Below are 19,126 nucleotides of genomic sequence, written 5' to 3'. Positions count from 1 at the left end.
CTGGTCTGCGCCGGGCGATCGGGTATAGGGCGGCGATGGCTCGTCGGCGCCTTTCCTGGCTGCTTGCGGCGCTGCTGGCCCTGCAAACGGGGTTGGCGGCGGCGCATTGCCTGCGCCCGCTCCAGGCTGGCGCGAACGCGGCATTCCAGGCCGGGGCGGACGCAGGTTTCCAGGCCGGGGCGGACGCAGGTTTCCAGGCCGGGGCGGCCATGGAGATCTGCACCCCGGAGGGCATGCGCTGGCTCCTGCCCGACGGACAGACCCAGGACCCTGCGGACCATGGCCATGCCGGGCCGCATGGCTTCTGCCCCGCCTGCCACGCCCTGCCGCAGCTGGCCTTGCCGGACGGGCCGGTGCCGCCCGCACCGCGCTGGGTGTTGCTGGCCGAGGCCGGCAGCGTGCCCACCGCCCCGGCGTTGCGCCCTCCGGTGCGCGGGCCGCCGCATGGCGCGCGCGGCCCCCCGATCCCCGGTTGAACCGATGCGTGCCGCCATCCGGCGGCGCGCCCCCTCAACCGTCAGGATCCTTTCGCATGACCATTTCCTTCCGCCACGCGCCCGTGGCGCCCTCCCCCCGCTCGCCCTTGGCGTCCCATCTCCGCGCGCCCTTGGCCTCCCATCTCCGCGCGCCTTTGGCGCGACGCCCTGTCCTGGCCCTGCTTGCGGCCCTCACCCTTCCCGCCCCGTTGCTGGCCCACAGCTACAAGGCGGGCGAGGTCAGCATCGGCCATCCCTGGTCACGCCCCGCGGCACAGGGCGGTACCGGCGCCGGCTACCTGACCCTGCGCAACGGCGGCAGCGAGGCCGACCGGCTTGTCGGCGCCAGCAGCCCCGCCGCCCGCGAGGTGCAGATCCATGTCACCCGCGAGGAGAACGGCGTGATGCGGATGCGCCCGGTCGAGGCGGTGGACCTGCCGCCCGGCCAGGAGGTCGCGCTGGCACCCGGCGGGCTGCACCTGATGCTGCTGGCCATCGACCGCCCCTTCCGGGTGGGCGACCGGGTGCCGCTGACCCTGCGCTTCGCCCGGGCGGGGGAGGTGACGGTGGAGCTTTCGGTGGACGCCCCGCGCGGCGGGTCGGAGCCGGCGCACCGGCACTGAGGGGGGCACGGCCCGGCGTAGCCGGGCCGACCGCCCCTACCCCCCGGCCAGGTGCCGCGGCGGGAAGGCGAGATCCCATTCGGACCCGGGCAACAGGCTGAGGTTCGGGTTGTGGAACGGGTCCGCGGCGATCACCGCGGCCCAGCGCTGCCGCAGCCGTGCGACCTCCGCCGCCTGGAAGGCCGCGCGCTCCCCGGCATAGTGCGAGCCGTAGGTCTGCAGCTCGTGGTGATGCAGTTCCGCCTGGGGTGCATAGACCACCGCGTATCCCGCCTCCCGCACCCGCAAGGCGAGGTCCACGTCGTTGAAGGCGCTGGGATAGGCTTCGTCGAGCCCGCCGAGGCGCTCGTACAGCGTTCGGCGGACTAGCATGCAGGCGGCGGTGACGGCGGAGAAGTCCTGCGCCAGCACCGCGCGCGACAGGTAGCCGGGCGCGGCGCCGGGCAGGTGCCGGTTGGCATGTTCGCACACCCCGCCCGGGCCCATCAGCACGCCGCCATGTTGCAGGCTGCCATCGGGGTAGAGCAGCCGCGCGCCCACCATGCCGGTGGCCGGGTCGGCCAGCCAGGCGGCCATCCAGCGCAGCCAGTCGGCGCGGATGGGCGAGACGTCGTCGTTCAGCAGCAGGATATGCTCACCGGCGGTATGCGCGGCGGCATGGTTGTTGGCGGTGGAGAAGTTGAAGCGCGGCGCCTGCAGCCAGGCGACCGTGGCGCGGGGATCGGCCGAGAGCGCGTCGGCCGCGGCGCGCTGGACCGCGTCCAGCGGCCCCGGCTGCATCACCACCACATGCAGGTCGAGCGCCGGATAGTCCGTCCCGTCCAGGATGGCGCGTAGGCAGGCCAGGGAGTGCGGCTGCCGCAGGGTCGAGGGCACGATCGCCGTCACCCGCGGCGGCGGCTCCTCGCCCCTCAGCCGGAAGGTCAGGGGGAAGGTCGGCAGCGGCACCACGGCGGGGGCGGCATTGTCCAGCCGGCGCCCGGCCACCGCCGCCAGGATTTCCGGCGGCGCCGCCTCCGCATCCTGGCGGCGGTGCGTCAGCACATGCGGAATGCGGGCGCTGAAGGAACGCGCCCCGGCCGCGTGGCGGGCCAGCCAGAGGTCGAGCCGCAGTGCCTCCGCCCAGCCGGCCGCCGCCCCGGGCGTGCCCAGGTGCCGCAGCAGCACCTCCCGCCGCACGAGCCAGAGGCCGCGGGAGAGCGTGCCCGACAGCATCAGCGCCTCGCCGGGCGAGGGCCGGAACCGGGGCTCCGTGCGCTCGCCCCGGGCGGTCAGCGTATCCTCGTCGGTCAGCGCGATCTCGGGCAGGCCAAGCGCGGCCAGGGCACCGCCGGCCACCCGGGTCGCGTAGGGGGGAAGCACTTCCCCTGCCTGGAGCAGTCCGACGACCTCGCCCGGCAGCCTCTCGACCGCCTGCCGCAGGACCTCCGCGGAGGGGTGGCCGGTCACGACCTCCCACGTGGCGTCCCCCTGGGCCGCCAGGCTGGACCGCGTGGCCTCCAGCGCGGCGGAGGCCGGCTCCTGCGCGAGGACGAGATAGGCGATGGACGGCGCCGCGGGATCGGGTCGGCCCTGCGCCGGCCAGGCCTCGTAGGCGGTGATCCAGGTGCCGTAGCCGTAGCGCGGCAGTTGCAGGCGGTAGGCGGTCTCGGCCAGCAGCCCGCGCAGTGCCGCGCCGAACTGGCGCGGCTGGCGCATCGCCCCGACCAGGCGCCGCAGCAGCACCGGGCGGGGCACCTGCGCCAGCAGCCGCGCCGACGCCGTCGCGGCGCCGATCCTGCGCAGGGAAAGCGGCTCCGTCTCCTGCGCCCGGTCGGTCTCGGAGATGACGGCGAGCTGTGCCGTCGCGGCCCCGGCGGGCAGGAAGGCGATCAGGTCGAACCTCTCTCCCTCCCTCGCCTCGCCCGTCGCCGGGGATGGCAGGTGGAGCGGGCCATGCGCCGGACAGCCCCGTGCGTCGAGAAAGGACAGGACCAGCATGTCCCGGGGCCCGAGCCCCGCCACGCGGCCGGACAGGCGGCTCCAGGCGCCACGCCAGCCGGGCTTCACCGGAACCTGGCACAACACGCGAGGAGAACGGATCACGCCTGGCCTCCGCCCGCCACGCCATACCATCCGTCGTCCGGGGCCGCAGCCTCGTCTCGCCCAAAACCCTGGGGCCGCTGCATGCTCGTCCTGTAACCTGGGGCCGTCCCTGTAGCAGAGCCCCCGCGGATATCTAGGGCAGCCGGTAACAGGGCACCGCCCACAAGGGCGTGAGGGCCGGGTGGGATTGACCGCCCCGCACGGGCCATGGCCCATCCGGCACATGTCCTCCTCGCCTGCCATCCTCCTCCTCACCGGCGCCGGGATCAGCCAGGAATCCGGGCTGCACACCTTCCGCGACCGGGGCGGGATCTGGGCGACGGTGCCGCTGGAGGAGGTCGCGACGCCGGAGGCCTTCGCCCGCGATCCGGGGAAGGTCCAGGGCTTCTACAACGCCCGCCGCGCGCAGCTTCGGGAGGTGCAGCCGAATGCCGCCCACCTCGCCCTGGCGGAGCTGGACGCGCGCTGGCCGGGCGAGCTGCTGCTGGTGACGCAGAACGTGGACGACCTGCACGACCGGGCCGGCACGAAGCGGCTGGTGCACATGCATGGCGAGCTGCGCAAGGCGCGCTGCCTGCGCTGCGGCGCCGTGTCCTCCTGGGAGGAGGACCTCTCCACCGTCACGCCCTGCCCCGCCTGCGGCCAGGCGGGCGGCATGCGGCCCGACATCGTCTGGTTCGGCGAGATGCCCATGCACATGGAGGCGATCGAGGCGGCGCTCGCCCGCTGCGACATCTTCGTCTCCATCGGCACCTCGGGCAACGTGTACCCGGCGGCGGGCTTCGTGGCGCAGGCGCGCCGCCACGCGCGCACGCTGGAGCTGAACCTGGAGCCCAGCGCCGGCGCCGCCGGCTTTCACGAGACGCGGCACGGCCCGGCCACCGTGCTGGTACCGGCCTTCGTCCGCGAGATGCTGGGCCGGCTGCCGTGACGGCCGCCGCCCATCGGCCGCCCGGCGCGGCCGCCGCGCCGGCGCCCGTCCCCGCGGCCGGGCTGGCGGAGGCGGAGGCAGCGGCGCGGGCCTGCACCCTCTGCGCCCCGGTGCTGCCGCTGGGGCCACGGCCGATCATGCAGCTCGACCCACGCGCCCGGATCCTGATCACGTCCCAGGCGCCGGGGACCAAGGCGCACCTCTCGGGCATCCCCTTCGACGACGCCTCGGGCGAGCGGCTGCGCGACTGGCTCGGCGTGGACCGGGACACCTTCTACGACCCGGCCTGCTTCGCCATCCTGCCCACCGGCCTGTGCTACCCGGGCCGGCTGCCGCGCGGAGGCGACGCGCCGCCGCGCCCGGAATGCGCGCCGCTCTGGCACCCCCGGATCGTGCCGCTGCTGACAGGGGTGCGGCTGCGGCTGCTGGTCGGCTCCTACGCCATCCGCCGGGTGCTGGGGGCAAAGGGCCCGCCACTGGCGGAGCGGGTGCGGCGCCATGCCGACGTGCAGCCGGCGCACTTCCCCCTGCCCCACCCCTCCTGGCGCACCCTCGCCTGGGCGAAGCGGAACCCCTGGTTCGAGGCGGAGGTGATCCCGGCCCTGCGGCGGGACGTGTCGCGGCTGCTCCGGTAAGCCTTCCCCCGGCCGGCGCGACCCACGACATTGCCGCGCCCGCCCGCGCGCCAAACCCGCCGCGCCGCGCGGTGTTTGCCTCCTGCCGCGCGAATCGCGGCGCCGACCGGCCGGCCCCCTGCCCGGGAGAGACAGCGAACGCCTCATGGCCCCTTTCGACCCCCGGCGGCCGGCCCTGACGACCTCCGCCCTCGTGGCCCCCGCCTCCGGCACCCTGGTCAACGGGGCGATCGTGGTGGCGGCCATCTACTTCGGCCGCGATCTCTTCGTCCCCCTGGTGCTGGCGGTCCTGCTGGCCTTCGTCCTGGCGCCGCTGGTCCGGCTGTTCCGCAGCCTCCGTCTGCCCGGCGCCCCGGCGGTGCTGATCGCCGTGCTGCTGGCCTTCGCCATCATCCTCGGCATCGGCGCTGCGGTCGGCCGGCAGGTGGGGCTGCTGGCGGAGAACCTTCCGGCCTACCAGGCCACCATGCGCGCGAAGCTGGATTCGGTGCGCATGGGCGGGCAGATGCTGGAGCGTGCCAATGCCACGCTGCGCGACCTCGGCCAGGCGCTGAACCGCGGCGGGGAGGAGGCGGAGCGCCCCGCCCGGCGCCCGGCCACGGTGATCGAGGGCACCGGCCCCGACACCAGCGCGCTGGGCCTGCTGGGCAGCATCGTCACCCCCCTGCTGGGGCCCCTGGCGACGACCGGCGTGGTGATCGTCTTTACCGTCTTCGTCCTGCTCTACCGCGAGAACCTGCGCGACCGGCTGGTCCGCCTGGCCGGCAGCCGCGACCTGCCGCGCACCACGCTGGCGATGAACGACGCCGCCTACCGGCTGTCGCGATTCTTCCTCAGCCAGGTGGGGGTGAATGCCTGCTTCGGCATCGCCATCGCCCTCGGCCTCTGGGCGATCGGGCTACCCAACCCGCCGCTCTGGGGGATCCTGGCCGGGCTGATGCGCTTCGTGCCCTTCCTGGGCAACCCGATCGCCCTGGCGCCCATGCTGCTGCTGGCCCTGGCGGTGGACCCCGGCTGGAGCCTGGCCCTGCAGGTGCTGGCGCTCTACGCGGTCTGCGGGCTGCTGATGAGCCAGCTGGTCGAGCCCCTGCTCTACAGCCAGAGCACCGGGCTCTCGCCGATCTCGGTGATCCTCTCCGCGACCTTCTGGACCTTCATGTGGGGCCCGATCGGGCTGCTGCTGGCGACACCGCTCACCGTCTGCCTCGTCGTGCTGGGGCGGCATGTCGACCGGCTGGAGTTCCTCGACGTCATGCTCGGCGACCGGCCGCCGCTGCGGCCGGAAGAAACCTTCTACCAGCGCGCGCTCGAAGGCGATGCCGACGGGCTGGTGGAGCAGGCGAAGCGCCGGCTGCGCGACACGCCCCTGGCCACCTACTACGACGAGGTGGCACTGCGGGGGCTGGTCCTGGCCCAGGCGGACATGACGCGGGAGGCGCTGGAGGGCGAGCGGCTGGAGGCGATGCACCAGCAGATCGAGACCTTGCTGGATGATCTGGCGCATCGCGACCTGCCGCTGCCGGCCGTCGCGCGTCCGGCCGCCCTGACGGGGGAGCTGCCGCCGGGCTGGCGGCGGGAGGATGCGGTGGTCTGCGTCGCCGGGCGCAGCCGCTTCGACGACCTGGGCGCCGGCATGGCGGCGCAGGTGCTGCAGCGCCACGGCTTCGGCGCGCGCGCAGAGCCGAATGCCGTGCTGGGCGCGCATCTGGAACGGCTGGATCCGACAACCGTGCGGCTGTGCTGCCTCTGCGTGCTGGAGGAGGGCAACAGCGCCGCCAGCATCCGCTACTTCCTGCGACGCATCCGGCGGCAGTTGCCGGATGCCACGGTGATCATCGCGCTTTGGCACACGGATGCCGACAGCCCGATGCTGCAGGCGCTGCGCGCCGAGGGCCAGAACGAGACGGTGGTCAGCACGCTGCGCGAGATGGCCGGGCTGGCCCAGGCCCTGGCCCTGCAATCCGAGCGCGAGCGCAGCCGGGCACCGGAGGAACCGGCCGCCTGATACGGATGGCGGGATGTCTTGAACCGTCGTGCTGTGGTGTTCCATCGTCGGACCGGGAGGGGACGCCGGCCTTCGGCATCGACGCCGTGCGTCGATCCCCGTCCCGGACCCTCCCCTGCCGGGGCCACAAGCGGGCCCCGGTCCCCGCTGGGAGTTTGGTGCTTCCGGTAGGCTTCAGCCTCCGGGCTGAACCCTGACAGAGCGTGGACAGGCGGGACTCTGGAAAAACTTCAGAAGGCGTCAGAGAGTGCTGCGGCTGTACCCGCCGAGGAGCATGGCTCCTCGGCGCTGTGACCCCGTCGAAAGCTGTCCCGCGGCAGCGCTGATCGGGTCCAGGGCCCGCAGGGTCCTGGCGGAGTGGGGGTACGGGGGCGAGGCAGAGCCTTGCCCCCGGGCCACGGGCGCCACGCCACCAGGGACGCCGCGCGTATGGCGCCGCGAGCCTGGACGATACGGAGGGCCAGCGGGTCTACCTTGCTTCCTGCCCGGCCAGGGCCAGCCGCGGCCGCCGGCCGGCCATGCGGGCGAGCAGCCCGTCGCGCCAGGCGAAGGCATGGACCAGCGCCATTGCGACATGGCCCGCCACGAGCGCCAGCAGGCACCAGCCCAGCAGGCCATGGACAGCATTGGCCGGCGCCATCAGGGCGGGGATGCGCTCCGGCAGCGGCGGGAAGAGGGGCAGGCCGAAGGGCGCGAAGCCACGGCCGAAGCCATAGGCGCGCAGCAACCCCAGGGCAGGGATCACGAGCATCAGCGTGTAGAGCAGCCCATGCCCCAGCGTGGCGAGGCGGCCGAGCAGCGACGGGTCCTTGGGCGGGCGCCGGTGCCGGTTCGCCACCGCCCAGCTCACCCGCACCAGGGCGAGGATGAAGACCAGGAAGCCCGTCGAGGCATGGGTCCACCAGAGCGAGCGGACCAGCGGCACGTCCCAGAACAGCGCACGGGCGGTGGCGGTGAGGAACATCCAGGCAAGCAGCACCGCCATGCCCCAGTGCAGGACCCGGGTGACGCGGCCATAGGCCGCCGGCGTATCTTCCAGGGCCGAGGGAGATGGGGCGGGTGGCATGGCTCGCTCCTCTTGCTGCACCGCGAAAGATGTGGAGCCCGGCGGCGGGTGCCAAGGCCCGGCCCGCATCAGCCCGGCACGGACAGCGCCGCGCCCGCCTCCTGCCCCGTCATCACCATGTGGGCGAGCGTGTCGGGATCGAGCCCCGCCACGGGCCGGTCGATCACCTTGCGGCCCGCCTTCATGATCGCGACCCGCGTGGAGACGGCGCAGACATCGGCCATGTTGTGGCTGACCAGCAGCACCGCCTTGCCCTCGGCGTGCAGGCGGCGGATCAGGCCCAGCACCTGCGCCGTCTCCTTCACCCCCAGCGCCGCCGTCGGCTCGTCCATGATGATGAGCTCGGCCTGCCAGCGGAGCGCGCGGGCGATCGCCACCGCCTGGCGCTGCCCGCCGGAGAGGCGTTCCACCGGCACGGACATGTCCCGCTGCGGCAGCTCCAGCCGGTCGAGGAAGCCGCGCGCCGCCGCCGCCATGCCGCGCTTGTCCAGCCAGCGCAGGCCGAGCATGCCCCGCGTCAGCTCGCTGCCGAGGAAGACGTTCTGCGCGATGGAGAGCCGCGGGGCGAGGGCGAGGTCCTGGTAGATGGTGGCGATGCCCCGGCGCAGCGCATCCTGCGGCGAACGGAACGCCACCGCCTCGCCGCGCAGGCGCAGCGTGCCGTCGCTGGCCGGCTGCGCGCCCGCGATCACCTTCACCAGGCTGGACTTGCCCGCGCCGTTGTCGCCGCACAGCGCCAGCACCTCGCCGGCGCGGATCTCCAGGTCGACGCCGCGCACCGCCTCCACCGCGCCGTAGGACCTGCGGATTCCGTGCAGCGACAGCAGCGGCGGCGCGTCGCTCATCGCGCGGCGAACTGCGCCACGTTGGAGGCGTCCACCAGCGTGGCGTCGAGCAGCAGGTAGGGGCCGGTGGTCACGTCGGAGGCCGGCTGCTTCCGCACGACGATGCTCTCGACGGCGGCGGCGGCGCGGCGGCCCATCTCCTCGAAAGGGATGGCGACGGTGGCCTGGAGCGTCGATTCCGGATCGGCGATGCGGCGATAGGTCTCCTTGCCGCCGTCGATCGAGACGAAGGAGACCTCGCCCTTCTTCACGCCCTGGGCCTGGAGCAGGTCGTCCACGACATAGGCCTGCCCGTCGAAGGAGGCCCAGACGCCCTGGAAGCGGCCGCGATGGCGCAGCAGCAGCGCCTGCATCCCCGCGCGCACGTCGTCCTGCCAGCTCGCGGTGCGGGCCATGCTGTGGCTGCCCAGCACCGACACCGCCTGGTTCTCCGACAGCACGGCGTCGAGCATCTTGCCGCGGATGCGGGTGCCGACATTGCCGTCGAAGCGCACCGTCAGCAGCGCGCCGCGGTAGTTCATCCGCCCCAGCAGCCACAGCGCCGCCTGGGCGCCCACCTGGTACTCGTTCACCGCGATGTCGAACAGCGTGTGCGGGCTGGTGCCGGACATGACGGTGATGACGGGGATGCCGGCCGCCTTCGCCGCCTGGAACTGCGCGTCCGCCTCCACCGGCTTGCCCATGCACACCACGATGGCGCCGGGCCTGCGCTGCACCAGGGCGGCGAACTGCTCCGCGTGCTTGGGCAGCGAGCCCTCGGAGTTCAGCAGGGTGACGTCCCAGCCCTTCTCCCTGCCGTAGGCCGCCGCCGCGTTGGCGGCGCGGGCATGGGTCTCGGACGACATCTGGAAGCCGATGACCGCGAGGCTGAACGCCGGGTTCGTCCCCTGGGCCGAGGCGGGGCGCGCCGCGAGCGAGGCGGTGGCGGCCGCCGCCGCGGCGAGGGTGAGGTCGCGTCTGCGCATCGTTCGTCTCCTTGCCGGGGGCCGGTTCAGCCGGCCATCCGCATGTTCAGCGTCTTGGTGAAGGCCGCGCGCCGCATCACCGTGGCCGAGAGCGCGACCGAGCCGATGATGATGCCGCCGAGCACGATGTCCTGCGCGTAGTAGGGCGCGCCCAGCAGCACCAGCCCGTTGCCCAGCGCCTTGAGCATCAGCGCGGCGAGCAGCGTGCCGGCGACGTTGGGCCGCCCCGGCTCGATCATCGTCATGCCCAGCAGCACGGCGGCGATGGCGTAGAGGAAGTGGTCGTTCGCCATGTTCGGCGCGGCCGAGGACAGACCCGCCGCCAGCAGCACCGCCGCCAGCCCGGCGAGCAGCCCGGCCAGCGCCAGACCCAGCCGCTTCATCCGCGCGGTGCGGATGCCGGCGAGGCGCGCCGCCTCCTCCGCCTCGCCGGTGGCGACCATGTGCAGCCCGGTGCGGGTCCAGCGCAGCAGCCACCAGGCGGCGAGCGCCACCAGCGCCATCCACCAGACGAGGTTGGAGATGCCCAGCAGCGACCCGCGCGCCAGCCCGGTGAAGCCCGTGGGCCAGCGCCCGACGAAGGCCACGCCCTGGGTCAGCATGAAGCCCAGCCCCTTGGCGATGGCCGCCGTGCCCAGCGTCGCGATCAGCGAGGGCACCTTCAGCACCGTCACCGCCACCCCGTTCAGCAGCCCCGCCGCCAGCCCGACGCCCAGCCCGGCCAGCACCCCCACGGCCGGCGCGGCGCCGCCCTGGATCAGCGCCCCCGTGGTGACGGCGGCGAGGCTCGCCACCTCGGTCACGGAGAGGTCCAGCTCGGCGGTCGAGAGCGCCAGGGCGAAGCCGGTGGCCAGGATGGCCAGCACCGCCGTCTCCTTCAGGATCACGGCGAGGTTGCCGGGGCTGGCGAAGTTGTCGGCGAAGAGGGCGAAGAACAGCACCACCAGGAGGCCCGCGAAGGCGGTGCCGTAGCGCGCGAGGAGGGTCGTCATGCCGCCGGCCGGGGGGTTCGGGCCTGTTCCATGCCCCTGCGCCTAAAGCGGATCGCGGCGGACCGGAAGAGGCCGGCGCGCGATTCCGGCGCGGCCCGCCCGGCCCCCTCCCGGCCCGGATGCGGTCAGGGCGCGGGCAGGGCCGCCAGGGTCGCACCGGCCTCCCGGGTCGCCGCCACCGCCCCGGTCCAGGCGGCGAAGAGCGGCGCATAGGCGGCGTGCCGCGCCAGATCGGGCGCATGCCGCCGCGCCACCCGCGCCAGCGCCGCCTGCGCCGCGCCGATCCCGTCGAAGGCGCCCAGCCCCGCCCAGGCGGCGATCGCCCCGCCCAGCAGGCCGGGTTCCGCCGCCGCGCCCACCGCCACCGGCCGGCCGGTGACGTCCGCCTTCGCCTGCGCCCAGGCGGGGCTGGCCGCGCCGCCGCCGCCGAAGCGGATCTCCGCGACCGGGGCGCCGAGCGCCACCTCGGCCCGCTCCAGCACCGTGCGGTTGAGGAAGGCCACGCCCTCCAGCACAGCCCAGGCGAGGTCCACGGCCCCATGCGACCGGTCCAGCCCCAGGAAGGCGCCGCGCAGCGACGGGTCCCAGAAGGGCACGCGTTCGCCCTGGAGGAAGGGCAGGAACAGCGCCGGATGCGCCGCGCGCGGGGTGGAGAGCAGCGCCTCCAGCCCGCCTTCCGGCCAGGCGCCGCCGAGCGCGCCGCGCAGCCAGGCGAGCGTGTCCGCGCCGGACTGGCTGGGGCCGCCGAGCTGCTGCGCCCCCTCCCCCCAATCCACCGAGAGCAGGCCGGGCGCTGCGGCCGGCTTCGCGCCGATCGCGCCGAAGACCTCCGTGGTGCCGGAGATGGCGTAGGCGAGGCCGGGCCGCAGCGCGCCCATCCCCACCACCGTCGCCCAGGTGTCGTGCGCCATGGCCAGCACCGGCACCCCGGCCAGCCGCCCCAGCGCCCCGGGCAGGCCCGGCCGCACCGGGCCGAGGATCGCCGTCGGCTCCAGCACCGGCACGGCCGCCACGGCAGGCGGCACGCCGAGGGCGCCGAGCAGGCTGACCCCCGCCGCGTCCCAGGGCATGGCGGCGGCGCGCATCCGGGCGGCGGAGACGCGGTCGTTGGCGATCCGGCCGGTCAGCCGGGCGTTGAGGAAATCCTTCGGGTCCACCACCGCCGCGAGGCGGGCGAAGGCATCCGGTGCCCGTTCTGCCAGCCAGGCGAGGCGGGCGGCGGGGTGGTAGGGGTTGAGATGCTCCGCCTCCGCCCAGCCCGGCGGGGCGAGGCCGCGCAGGCGCTCCGCCTGCTCCTCCGCCCGGCTGTCGTGCCAGGTGATGGCGGGGCGCAGCACCGCGCCGGCCGCATCCAGGAAGACCTGCGTGCGGGTCGCGCCGCAGATGGCGACCGCGCGCACCGGCTCCTCGCCCAGCAGGGCGCCGGCGCCATCGGCGAGGAGGCGCCACCAGTGCTCCGGGTCGGCCTCGGTGCCGGCGCCCAGGCCGCTGGGCCGGCTCGCCTCCCGCACCACCGCCCCGTCGCGGTCCAGCAGCGCGGCCCGGAAGTTGGTGCCCCCCAGGTCGCAGGCAAGGACGAGGTCCACGCGGGACCCTACGGCGCCTCGGCCAGGGTGAGGCTGGCGGAGAGCGATTCTTCCGGCGCCAGCCAGGCCATGTCCCCCCAGGGCGCCAGGGCGCGCCGGTGCAGCACGTTGGTGATGTGGCTGACCGGCTCGACGCACAGCACCGCCTTGTCGCGCGGGGCATAGACCTGGAGGTTCCCGGCCCAGGCGCCCTCGGCGCGCAGCTCCAGCGGCGCGCCGCCCAGCTCCAGCCGCGCCACTCCGTCCCAGCCGGCGAAGTGACCGTCCAGGCCGAGCCAGTCCGCCTCCCCGCCCTCCAGGCCCGGAGAGGGCAACGCCTCGGTCAGCAGGTTGCGCGCATCCTTGGCGAAGCGGTGCGTGGCATGGAAGCCGAGCCGCGTGCCCTCCGGCCGCACGAACCAGGGGTGCCAGCCGAAGCCGAAGGGCAGGATGGTGGGGGCCGCGTTGGTCACGCCCAGCGCCAGCCGCAGCCCGGCCGGGGTCAGCGACACCTCCAGCACCGCCTCGTAGCGGTAGGGCTGGTCCCTGGCCGCGAAGCGCTGCACCAGCCGCGCGGAATCCGGGGCGGAGCGCGCCATCTCCCAGGGGTGCTCGCGCGCCAGCCCGTGGATGGCGTTGCCGCCGGAGAGGTCGTTGACCGGGTAGCGGTGCTCCCGCTCCCCCGCCTCGCCCTCGGCGCCGATCGACCAGCGGAAGCGGCCGTCCTCGATCCGGTTCGACCAGGGGATCATCCAGAAGGCGCCGGCCCGGGCAGAGTTCGGGTCGCCTCCGGGCGGGATCGGCGCCAGCACGTCCCGGCCGTCCCGGGTCAGGGAGGCGAAGGCCGCCCCGGCCTCCGGCAGCAGCACGGCCTGCCAGCCGCCGGCGGCGAGGACCAGCACGGCGCGGTCAGCCCTCGTCCAGGTCGAAGGAATGGCGCGGGCTGGGCGTGGCGCGGGTATAGCCGGAGGCGGTGTAGCCGCCGCCCTGGTAGCGCTCCGTCACCGGGTCGCCGCTGAGCTTGTGGCCGACCTGCTCGCGGAAGATCTCGGCGCTGTCCTGCGGCTGCCAGCCGATGCGGTCGCGGTGGTCCTTGCCCCAGAAGGTGTCCGGGTTGGCGCTGGCGCCCCAGATCACGCAGTGGCCGGTGCGCTCGGCCAGCACGGCGGCCTCCATCATGCGGGCGAGGTCGGCGTAGGACAGCCAAGTGGAGAGCATCCGCGCATCCACCGCCTCGGGGAAGGAGGAGCCGATGCGGACGTTGACGTTCTCCACCCCGTGCTTGTCCCAGTACATCCGGCCCATCAGCTCGCCATAGGCCTTGGACAGGCCGTAGAAGCTGTCGGGGCGGAACTCGCAGTCGGCGTCCAGCTTGGCCTCGTTGCCCTTCGGGCGCTCGTGGAAGCCGATGGCGTGGTTGGAGGTGGCGAAGACCACCCGCGCCTTCTCCCGCCGCGCCGCCTCGTAGATGTGGAACAGGCCGCGGATGTTGGGGCCGATCACCGTCTCGAAGGGCTGGTCGTTGCTGATGCCGCCGAAGTGCAGGATGGCGCCGCAGCCCTCCGCCAGCCGCAGGATGGTGGGGCCGTCGTTCAGGTCGGCGCGCTCGAAGCGGGCCTTGGCCGGCAGCTCGTCCGGGAAGGGGCTGATGTCGGTCAGCACCAGGGTCCAGCCCAGAGCGCCCAGCTCGCGCGCCAGCATGCGGCCGAGATTGCCGGAGGCGCCGGTGATCAGCACGGGCTTGGCGGGAAGGGTCACGGCGTTTCCTTGCATCGCGATGGAGTCCGGCGGCCCAGGGCGGACGGACCCGTTGGCGCGGAGGCTGGCCGCCGCGCCGGCCGCTTGTCAAACCTCCGCCACGGGTTTCCTGTCACCCGGCAGCACCAGGGGGCAGGGCATGGAGTTCCGCAGCATCGAGGCCGCAGCGACCGCGCTGGAGGCGGGCACCGCCACCGCCAAGGAGCTGGCCGAGGAGGCGCTGGCGCGCATCGCCGACACGGATGGCGAGGGCAGCCGCGCCTTCATCGCCGTGCAGGCGGAGCAGGCGCGCGCCGCCGCCGGCGCGATGGACGCGCTGCGCCGGGCGGGCCGGGCGCCCTCCCGCTGGGCGGGCATCCCGATCAGCGTGAAGGACCTCTACGACCAGGCGGGCGTCACCAGCCTCGCCGGCTCCGTCGCGCTGCGCGGCGCGGCGCCCGCCGCGGCGACCGCGCCGGCGGTGCAGCGCCTGGAACGCGCGGGATTCGTGGTGCTCGGCCGGACCAACATGGTGGAGTTCGCCTTTTCCGGCCTCGGCGTGAATCCGCATTACGGCACGCCGCTCTCGCCCTGGGACCGGCGGACGGGACGTCTGCCCGGGGGGTCATCCTCCGGCGCCGCGGTCGCCGTGGCGGATGGCATGGGGCTGGCCGGGCTTGGCTCGGACACCGGCGGCTCCTGCCGCATCCCGGCCGCGCTCTGCGGCCTCGTCGGCTGGAAGCCCACCGCCCGGCGCGTGCCGCTGGAGGGCACGGTGCCCCTCTCGCAGACGCTGGACAGCCTGGGGCCGATCGCCAACACCGTCGCCTGCTGCGCGGTGATCGACGGCTGGATGGCGGGCGAGGCGGACCCCGCCGCTCCGCCGCCCGCACCGCTGGCCGGGGCGCGCTTCGCCGTGCCGCGCGGCACCTATCTGTTCGACGGGGTGGAGGCGGCCGTCGGACGGGCCTTCGAGGCGGCGCTCGACGCGCTGCGCGCGGCGGGCGCGGTCATTGAGGATCTGGACCTGCCGGAGCTGGCGGAGATCCCGCGGGCCAATGCCAAGGGCGGCTACGCCGCCTCGGAGGCCTGGGCCTGGCACGCGCCGCTGGTCGCCCGGGCCCGCGATTCCTACGACCCGCGCATCCTGGCGCGGATCGAGCGCGGCGGGACGATGAGCGCGGCGGACTACCTGACGCTCCAGCGGGAGCGGGCACGGATCACCGCCCGCATCGATGCGCGCACGGCGTCCTACGACGCCCTCCTCTGCCCGACATCCGCCCTGACCCCGCCCGCCCTGTCGGAGGTGGCGGAGGTCGCGGAGTACGACCGGATCAACCTTCTGCTGCTGCGGAACACGGCGGTGGGCAACTTCCTGGACCGCTGCTCCATCAGCATCCCCTGCCAGGAGCCCGGGACCGCCCCGGTCGGGCTGATGCTGACCGGCGCGAACGGGGCCGACCGGGCGCTTCTGGCCCTGGCGCAATCGGTGGAGGCCGCGATCCGGCGCTGAGCCGCCCCTCGGGGCAGTTCAGGCCTCGTCCGAATCCACCACCGGCACGCGCGTGCCGGTGGGCGGGTTCAGCGCCCCGGTGCCGGGATCGTCGATGACGCCCGTCGCCATCAGCCCGATCTCGTCCGTGGTCCCGCCGGGCGCCCAGCCGTCGCGGCGCCACTCCTCCGTCCGGGCGTCCAGGTCGACGGCGCCGTGATCCTCGAACACGTCCAGCGCGTGCTCGACCAGATCGTCCCCCAGCTCGGCGGAGACCACCGTGCCGCCGCGGCGCAGCCCTTCCAGCCAGGCCTGCCGCTCCGGGTCGGGCAAGAGGAGCCGCGACAGCGTCTCGTCGACGCCGCTGCCGGCGCCCAGCCGCGTGCGGCCCTCGCCCGGCACCAGGTGGACCTGCTCCGGCGCCACCCCGTCATGGGCCTGGAGGTGCGCTGCCACGGCCTCCGCCGCGGCGCGGTTGTCGAACAGCGCCGTCACCCGTCGTGTCATGGTCCATGCTCCCTGCCGTGGCGCGTCTGCGGGGCAAACGGCCGCCCCGGCAGGCCGGTTGCCGCCCGCCCCGGGGGCATGGCCGCGCCGCCCCGTCCTGCGTATGAGCGGCCATGTCCCGTGCCCTGCCCCGACCGGTCCCCCTGCCCGCCTCCGCCCTGCCGGCGGCGGCCTGGCGCGGCCGGCAGCGGGTGCGCTTCGGGGATTGCGACCCCGCCGGCATCGTCTTCTTCCCCGCCTGGTTCGCCATGGGGCACGCGGCGCTGGAGGACTGGTTCGACGAGGCGCTGGGCATCGGCTTCCACGCGCTGCACGCGGCACGGCGGATCGCCACCGGCTATGCCCATGCCGAGGCGGACTACTTCCGGCCCGGGCTGATGGGGGAGGTCGTCCACCTCACCCCGCTGGCCGGGCGGATCGGCGGCGCCTCCTACGCGCTGACCGTGCATATCCACCGGGGCGAGGAGGAGCTGGCGCGGCTGCACCTGCTGGTCGCCACCACCGACCTGGACACCCGCCGCCCGGTGGCCGTGCCCGAGGACCTGCGCGCCGCGCTGCTCGCCTACCGGCAGCGTTGCGGAGGCCCGGCCGGCTGAGCGCGCGCCAGTTCCAAGGTTCCCGTTCCGGGGCCGTGCTGCCGGCGCTTGCGTCCTGGCTCCCCGGCGGCCAGCCTGCGCGGGGCCCGCCCGCGGGCCGGGGCGCTTCGGTGACGGCATGCGGACCGAAGACGCTCCACCCCCTGCCCTGCCGCGGAGAAGGCCGAATGCAGCACCCCACCCGCCGTGCCCTGCTGGGCGCCTCGCTGGCCCTTCCCATGGCCGGCACGGCCTTCGGCCCGGGCGGCCGTGCCTTCGCCGCCGCGCCCTTCCGCAACGATGCCTCGCCCGGCTGGCACCGCTTCCGCATCGGCGGCTTCGAGGCGACCATCCTCTCGGACGGCGCCATCGGCTTCCCGCCCGCCCTCATGGTGCCGGAAGCGCCGGCGGGCGAACCGGAGCGCCTGCTGGCCGAGCGCCTCCTGCCGACCGACCGCGTGGTGCTGGAGCTGAACGCGCTGGTGGTGAACACCGGCCGGCAGCTCATCCTGTTCGACACGGGCATGGGCTCCAGCATGGCGGACGTTCCGGACGCGGTGCCGCCCGGCACCGGGCGGCTGGCGACGAACCTGCGCGCCGCCGGGATCGAACCGGCGCAGATCGACCTGGTCTGCCTGACGCATGCGCACAGCGACCATTGCTGGGGTCTGGCCGATGCGGCCGGCGCGCCGGTCTTTCCCAACGCGCAGGTGGCGATCGCCGAGGCGGACCTGCGCTTCTGGACGGATGAGGGCAACCGCGCCGGGCTCGGCCCCTTCGGCGCGATGATCGATGGCGCCCGGAAGAACCTGGGCGCCTATCGCGACCGGCTGGTGATGGTGCGCGACGGGCAGGAGGTGGCGCCGGGCATCCAGGTGCTCGCCACCCCCGGCCATACGGTCGGCCATGTCAGCTATGCCGTCACCTCCGGAAACCAGGCGCTGGTGAACCTGGGGGACGTGGTGCACCACCCGCTGCAGCTGCGCCGGCCGGGCTGGAAGATGGCCTTCGACACCGATCCGGACCGCGGCATCGCCACCCGCCGCCGCGTGCTGGACCAGCTTTCCACCGATCGCGTGCCCGCCCTGGTCTACCACTTCGCCTGGGTCGGGGCCGGCCATGTGGTGCGCGGGGCCGATGGCTATGGCTGGATGCCGCTGGCCCTCTCCGCCGGGCTGCCCTGACGCCTCCCCCGCGCGGCACGCCCGGGCAGCGCCCAGCGCGCGCCTCGGCGGCCCGGCCGGGGTTGCTGCACGGCGGTGCCGGTGCGAATGTCCGGCCGCAGCGCCCGTGACATTACCGGGCCGCAACGAGCTTGTCGCGGAGCAGGATCGCAATGGCCAAGATCAAGGTGAAGACCCCCGTCGTGGAGATGGACGGGGACGAGATGACCCGCATCATCTGGGGGTTCATCAAGGAGAAGCTGATCCTTCCCTACCTCGACATCGACCTGAAGTACTACGACCTGGGCATCGAGCACCGCGACGCGACGGACGACCAGGTGACGGTGGACGCGGCGAACGCCACCAAGCAGTACGGCGTGGGCGTGAAGTGCGCGACCATCACCCCGGACGAGGCGCGGGTGAAGGAGTTCAACCTGAAGAAGATGTGGCGCTCGCCCAACGGGACGATCCGCAACATCCTCGACGGCACGATCTTCCGCGAGCCGATCATCTGCAACAACGTGCCGCGCCTGGTGCCGCACTGGTCCAAGCCGATCGTCATCGGCCGCCACGCCTATGGCGACATCTACCGCGCCGCCGAGACCAAGATCCCGGGGCCCGGCAAGGCCACCATCACCTGGACGCCCGATGGCGGCGGCACCCCGATCGAACTCGAGGTGACGCACTTCAAGGGCAAGGGCGTGCTGATGGGCATGCACAACACCAACGCCTCGATCGAGGGCTTCGCGCGGGCCTCCTTCAACTACGGCCTGGCGCGCAACTTCCCCGTCTACCTCTCGACCAAGAACACGATCCTCAAGGCCTATGACGGCGAGTTCAAGGACATCTTCCAGTCCATCTTCGACGCCGAATTCAAGGCCGAGTTCGACAAGCGTGGCCTGACCTACGAGCACCGGCTGATCGACGACATGGTCGCCGCCGCGCTGAAGTGGGAGGGCGGCTACGTCTGGGCCTGCAAGAACTACGACGGCGACGTGCAGTCCGACATCGTGGCCCAGGGCTTCGGCTCGCTCGGCCTGATGACCTCCGTGCTGCTCTCCCCGGACGGCAAGACGGTCGAGTCCGAGGCGGCGCACGGCACGGTGACGCGCCACTACCGCGAGCACCAGAAGGGCCGCGAGACCAGCACGAACCCGATCGCCTCGATCTTCGCCTGGACCCGCGGCCTCGCCTATCGCGGCAAGTTCGACGGCACGCCGGACGTGGTGGCCTTCGCCGACGCGCTGGAGAAGGTCTGCGTCGAGACGGTCGAGTCCGGCTACATGACCAAGGACCTCGCCATCCTGATCGGCAAGGACCAGCCCTGGCTGAACACCCAGGCCTTCCTCGACAAGCTGGACGAGAACCTGAAGAAGGCCATGGCCTGAGCCGCGACGCGGGCCTCCCGGCCAGGGGGGCCCGCTGCCGCGTTGCGGCATGGCTGGCGCGGCCAGCCGCGCGCCC

The 19,126-nt window shown here is 74.1% G+C and carries 18 protein-coding genes; 9 read left to right on the top strand and 9 right to left on the bottom strand.

The features are described from left to right. Positions 1–35: 35 nt before the first annotated feature. Complete coding sequence (locus LPC08_RS07130; protein WP_230452011.1) at positions 36–476, top strand: DUF2946 family protein; 441 nt, start codon at positions 36–38, stop codon at positions 474–476. A 56-nt stretch (positions 477–532) separates the two neighbouring features. Continuing rightward, positions 533–1,099 carry a copper chaperone PCu(A)C gene (locus LPC08_RS07125; RefSeq protein ID WP_230452010.1) on the top strand — a complete coding sequence of 189 codons (567 nt, stop codon included), beginning with the start codon at positions 533–535 and terminating at the stop codon, positions 1,097–1,099. Positions 1,100–1,135: 36 nt separating this feature from the next. Here the strand turns inward: LPC08_RS07125 and LPC08_RS26190 are convergent, their stop codons facing one another. Continuing rightward, a complete protein-coding gene (locus LPC08_RS26190; RefSeq protein ID WP_304622071.1) occupies positions 1,136–3,184 on the bottom strand; it encodes a glycosyltransferase family 2 protein in 2,049 nt (682 codons plus the stop codon). A 223-nt stretch (positions 3,185–3,407) separates the two neighbouring features. Here LPC08_RS26190 and LPC08_RS07110 point away from each other — a divergent pair, with 223 nt between their 5' ends. The 3 genes from LPC08_RS07110 (at position 3,408) to LPC08_RS26185 (ending at position 6,755) form a co-directional block, all read left to right on the top strand. Beyond that, positions 3,408–4,115, top strand: coding sequence for an NAD-dependent deacylase (locus LPC08_RS07110; RefSeq protein ID WP_230452009.1), 708 nt, complete (start codon positions 3,408–3,410; stop codon positions 4,113–4,115). A 62-nt stretch (positions 4,116–4,177) separates the two neighbouring features. Then, positions 4,178–4,750 (top strand): uracil-DNA glycosylase family protein, encoded by a 573-nt coding sequence (locus tag LPC08_RS07105; RefSeq protein WP_230453006.1) that lies wholly within the window; start codon positions 4,178–4,180, stop codon positions 4,748–4,750. Between the two features lie 145 nt (positions 4,751–4,895). Then, positions 4,896–6,755, top strand: a complete 1,860-nt coding sequence (locus LPC08_RS26185) for an AI-2E family transporter (RefSeq protein WP_304622070.1) — start codon at positions 4,896–4,898, stop codon at positions 6,753–6,755. A 469-nt stretch (positions 6,756–7,224) separates the two neighbouring features. Here the strand turns inward: LPC08_RS26185 and LPC08_RS07090 are convergent, their stop codons facing one another. The 7 genes from LPC08_RS07090 to LPC08_RS07060 form a co-directional block, all read right to left on the bottom strand. Further along, a complete protein-coding gene (locus LPC08_RS07090; RefSeq protein WP_230452008.1) occupies positions 7,225–7,821 on the bottom strand; it encodes a cytochrome b in 597 nt (198 codons plus the stop codon). Positions 7,822–7,889: 68 nt separating this feature from the next. Continuing rightward, positions 7,890–8,666: an ATP-binding cassette domain-containing protein gene (locus LPC08_RS07085; protein ID WP_230452007.1), complete on the bottom strand. Its 777-nt coding sequence runs from the start codon at positions 8,664–8,666 to the stop codon at positions 7,890–7,892. Next, complete coding sequence (locus LPC08_RS07080) at positions 8,663–9,631, bottom strand: sugar ABC transporter substrate-binding protein (RefSeq protein ID WP_230452006.1); 969 nt, start codon at positions 9,629–9,631, stop codon at positions 8,663–8,665. Before LPC08_RS07080 ends, LPC08_RS07085 begins: the two co-directional genes overlap by 4 nt. Positions 9,632–9,657: 26 nt before the next feature. Next, complete coding sequence (locus tag LPC08_RS07075) at positions 9,658–10,623, bottom strand: ABC transporter permease (protein WP_230452005.1); 966 nt, start codon at positions 10,621–10,623, stop codon at positions 9,658–9,660. A gap of 125 nt (positions 10,624–10,748) precedes the next feature. Beyond that, a complete protein-coding gene (locus LPC08_RS07070) occupies positions 10,749–12,209 on the bottom strand; it encodes a xylulokinase (protein ID WP_230452004.1) in 1,461 nt (486 codons plus the stop codon). A gap of 8 nt (positions 12,210–12,217) precedes the next feature. Further along, positions 12,218–13,090: an aldose epimerase family protein gene (locus LPC08_RS07065; RefSeq protein WP_230452003.1), complete on the bottom strand. Its 873-nt coding sequence runs from the start codon at positions 13,088–13,090 to the stop codon at positions 12,218–12,220. A gap of 7 nt (positions 13,091–13,097) precedes the next feature. Continuing rightward, positions 13,098–13,946: an NAD-dependent epimerase/dehydratase family protein gene (locus LPC08_RS07060; protein WP_230452002.1), complete on the bottom strand. Its 849-nt coding sequence runs from the start codon at positions 13,944–13,946 to the stop codon at positions 13,098–13,100. A 139-nt stretch (positions 13,947–14,085) separates the two neighbouring features. Here LPC08_RS07060 and LPC08_RS07055 point away from each other — a divergent pair, with 139 nt between their 5' ends. Next, positions 14,086–15,438, top strand: coding sequence for an amidase (locus LPC08_RS07055; RefSeq protein WP_230452001.1), 1,353 nt, complete (start codon positions 14,086–14,088; stop codon positions 15,436–15,438). Between the two features lie 18 nt (positions 15,439–15,456). On the opposite strand, the gene LPC08_RS07050 is transcribed toward LPC08_RS07055, so the two are convergent. Beyond that, positions 15,457–15,924 carry a hypothetical protein gene (locus tag LPC08_RS07050; protein ID WP_230452000.1) on the bottom strand — a complete coding sequence of 156 codons (468 nt, stop codon included), beginning with the start codon at positions 15,922–15,924 and terminating at the stop codon, positions 15,457–15,459. 113 nt (positions 15,925–16,037) lie between these two features. Here LPC08_RS07050 and LPC08_RS07045 point away from each other — a divergent pair, with 113 nt between their 5' ends. From LPC08_RS07045 to LPC08_RS07035, 3 genes are all read left to right on the top strand, one after another. Further along, the gene (locus LPC08_RS07045; protein ID WP_230451999.1) at positions 16,038–16,520 is read left to right on the top strand and encodes an acyl-CoA thioesterase; all 483 of its coding nucleotides are present in this window, start codon (positions 16,038–16,040) and stop codon (positions 16,518–16,520) included. Positions 16,521–16,687: 167 nt separating this feature from the next. Continuing rightward, positions 16,688–17,683, top strand: coding sequence for an MBL fold metallo-hydrolase (locus tag LPC08_RS07040; protein WP_230451998.1), 996 nt, complete (start codon positions 16,688–16,690; stop codon positions 17,681–17,683). 152 nt (positions 17,684–17,835) lie between these two features. Further along, complete coding sequence (locus LPC08_RS07035; RefSeq protein ID WP_230451997.1) at positions 17,836–19,050, top strand: NADP-dependent isocitrate dehydrogenase; 1,215 nt, start codon at positions 17,836–17,838, stop codon at positions 19,048–19,050. Positions 19,051–19,126 lie beyond the last annotated feature (76 nt).

This window comes from Roseomonas sp. OT10 (assembly GCF_020991085.1).
GTDB lineage: Bacteria > Pseudomonadota > Alphaproteobacteria > Acetobacterales > Acetobacteraceae > Roseomonas > Roseomonas cutis.
Note: the sequence above shows the minus strand (reverse complement) of the source record. Positions and strands in the feature narration are given on the sequence as shown.

Excerpts from the sequence above, each read along its gene's own strand:
- LPC08_RS07130 (WP_230452011.1), top strand. The coding sequence starts at position 36 with ATGGCTCGTCGGCGCCTTTCCTGGCTGCTTGCGGCGCTGCTGGCCCTG.
- LPC08_RS07125 (WP_230452010.1), top strand. The coding sequence starts at position 533 with ATGACCATTTCCTTCCGCCACGCGCCCGTGGCGCCCTCCCCCCGCTCG.
- LPC08_RS07110 (WP_230452009.1), top strand. The coding sequence starts at position 3,408 with ATGTCCTCCTCGCCTGCCATCCTCCTCCTCACCGGCGCCGGGATCAGC.
- LPC08_RS26185 (WP_304622070.1), top strand. The coding sequence starts at position 4,896 with ATGGCCCCTTTCGACCCCCGGCGGCCGGCCCTGACGACCTCCGCCCTC.
- LPC08_RS07090 (WP_230452008.1), bottom strand. The coding sequence starts at position 7,821 with ATGCCACCCGCCCCATCTCCCTCGGCCCTGGAAGATACGCCGGCGGCC.
- LPC08_RS07085 (WP_230452007.1), bottom strand. The coding sequence starts at position 8,666 with ATGAGCGACGCGCCGCCGCTGCTGTCGCTGCACGGAATCCGCAGGTCC.
- LPC08_RS07080 (WP_230452006.1), bottom strand. The coding sequence starts at position 9,631 with ATGCGCAGACGCGACCTCACCCTCGCCGCGGCGGCGGCCGCCACCGCC.
- LPC08_RS07075 (WP_230452005.1), bottom strand. The coding sequence starts at position 10,623 with ATGACGACCCTCCTCGCGCGCTACGGCACCGCCTTCGCGGGCCTCCTG.
- LPC08_RS07055 (WP_230452001.1), top strand. The coding sequence starts at position 14,086 with ATGGAGTTCCGCAGCATCGAGGCCGCAGCGACCGCGCTGGAGGCGGGC.
- LPC08_RS07050 (WP_230452000.1), bottom strand. The coding sequence starts at position 15,924 with ATGACACGACGGGTGACGGCGCTGTTCGACAACCGCGCCGCGGCGGAG.
- LPC08_RS07045 (WP_230451999.1), top strand. The coding sequence starts at position 16,038 with ATGTCCCGTGCCCTGCCCCGACCGGTCCCCCTGCCCGCCTCCGCCCTG.
- LPC08_RS07040 (WP_230451998.1), top strand. The coding sequence starts at position 16,688 with ATGCAGCACCCCACCCGCCGTGCCCTGCTGGGCGCCTCGCTGGCCCTT.
- LPC08_RS07035 (WP_230451997.1), top strand. The coding sequence starts at position 17,836 with ATGGCCAAGATCAAGGTGAAGACCCCCGTCGTGGAGATGGACGGGGAC.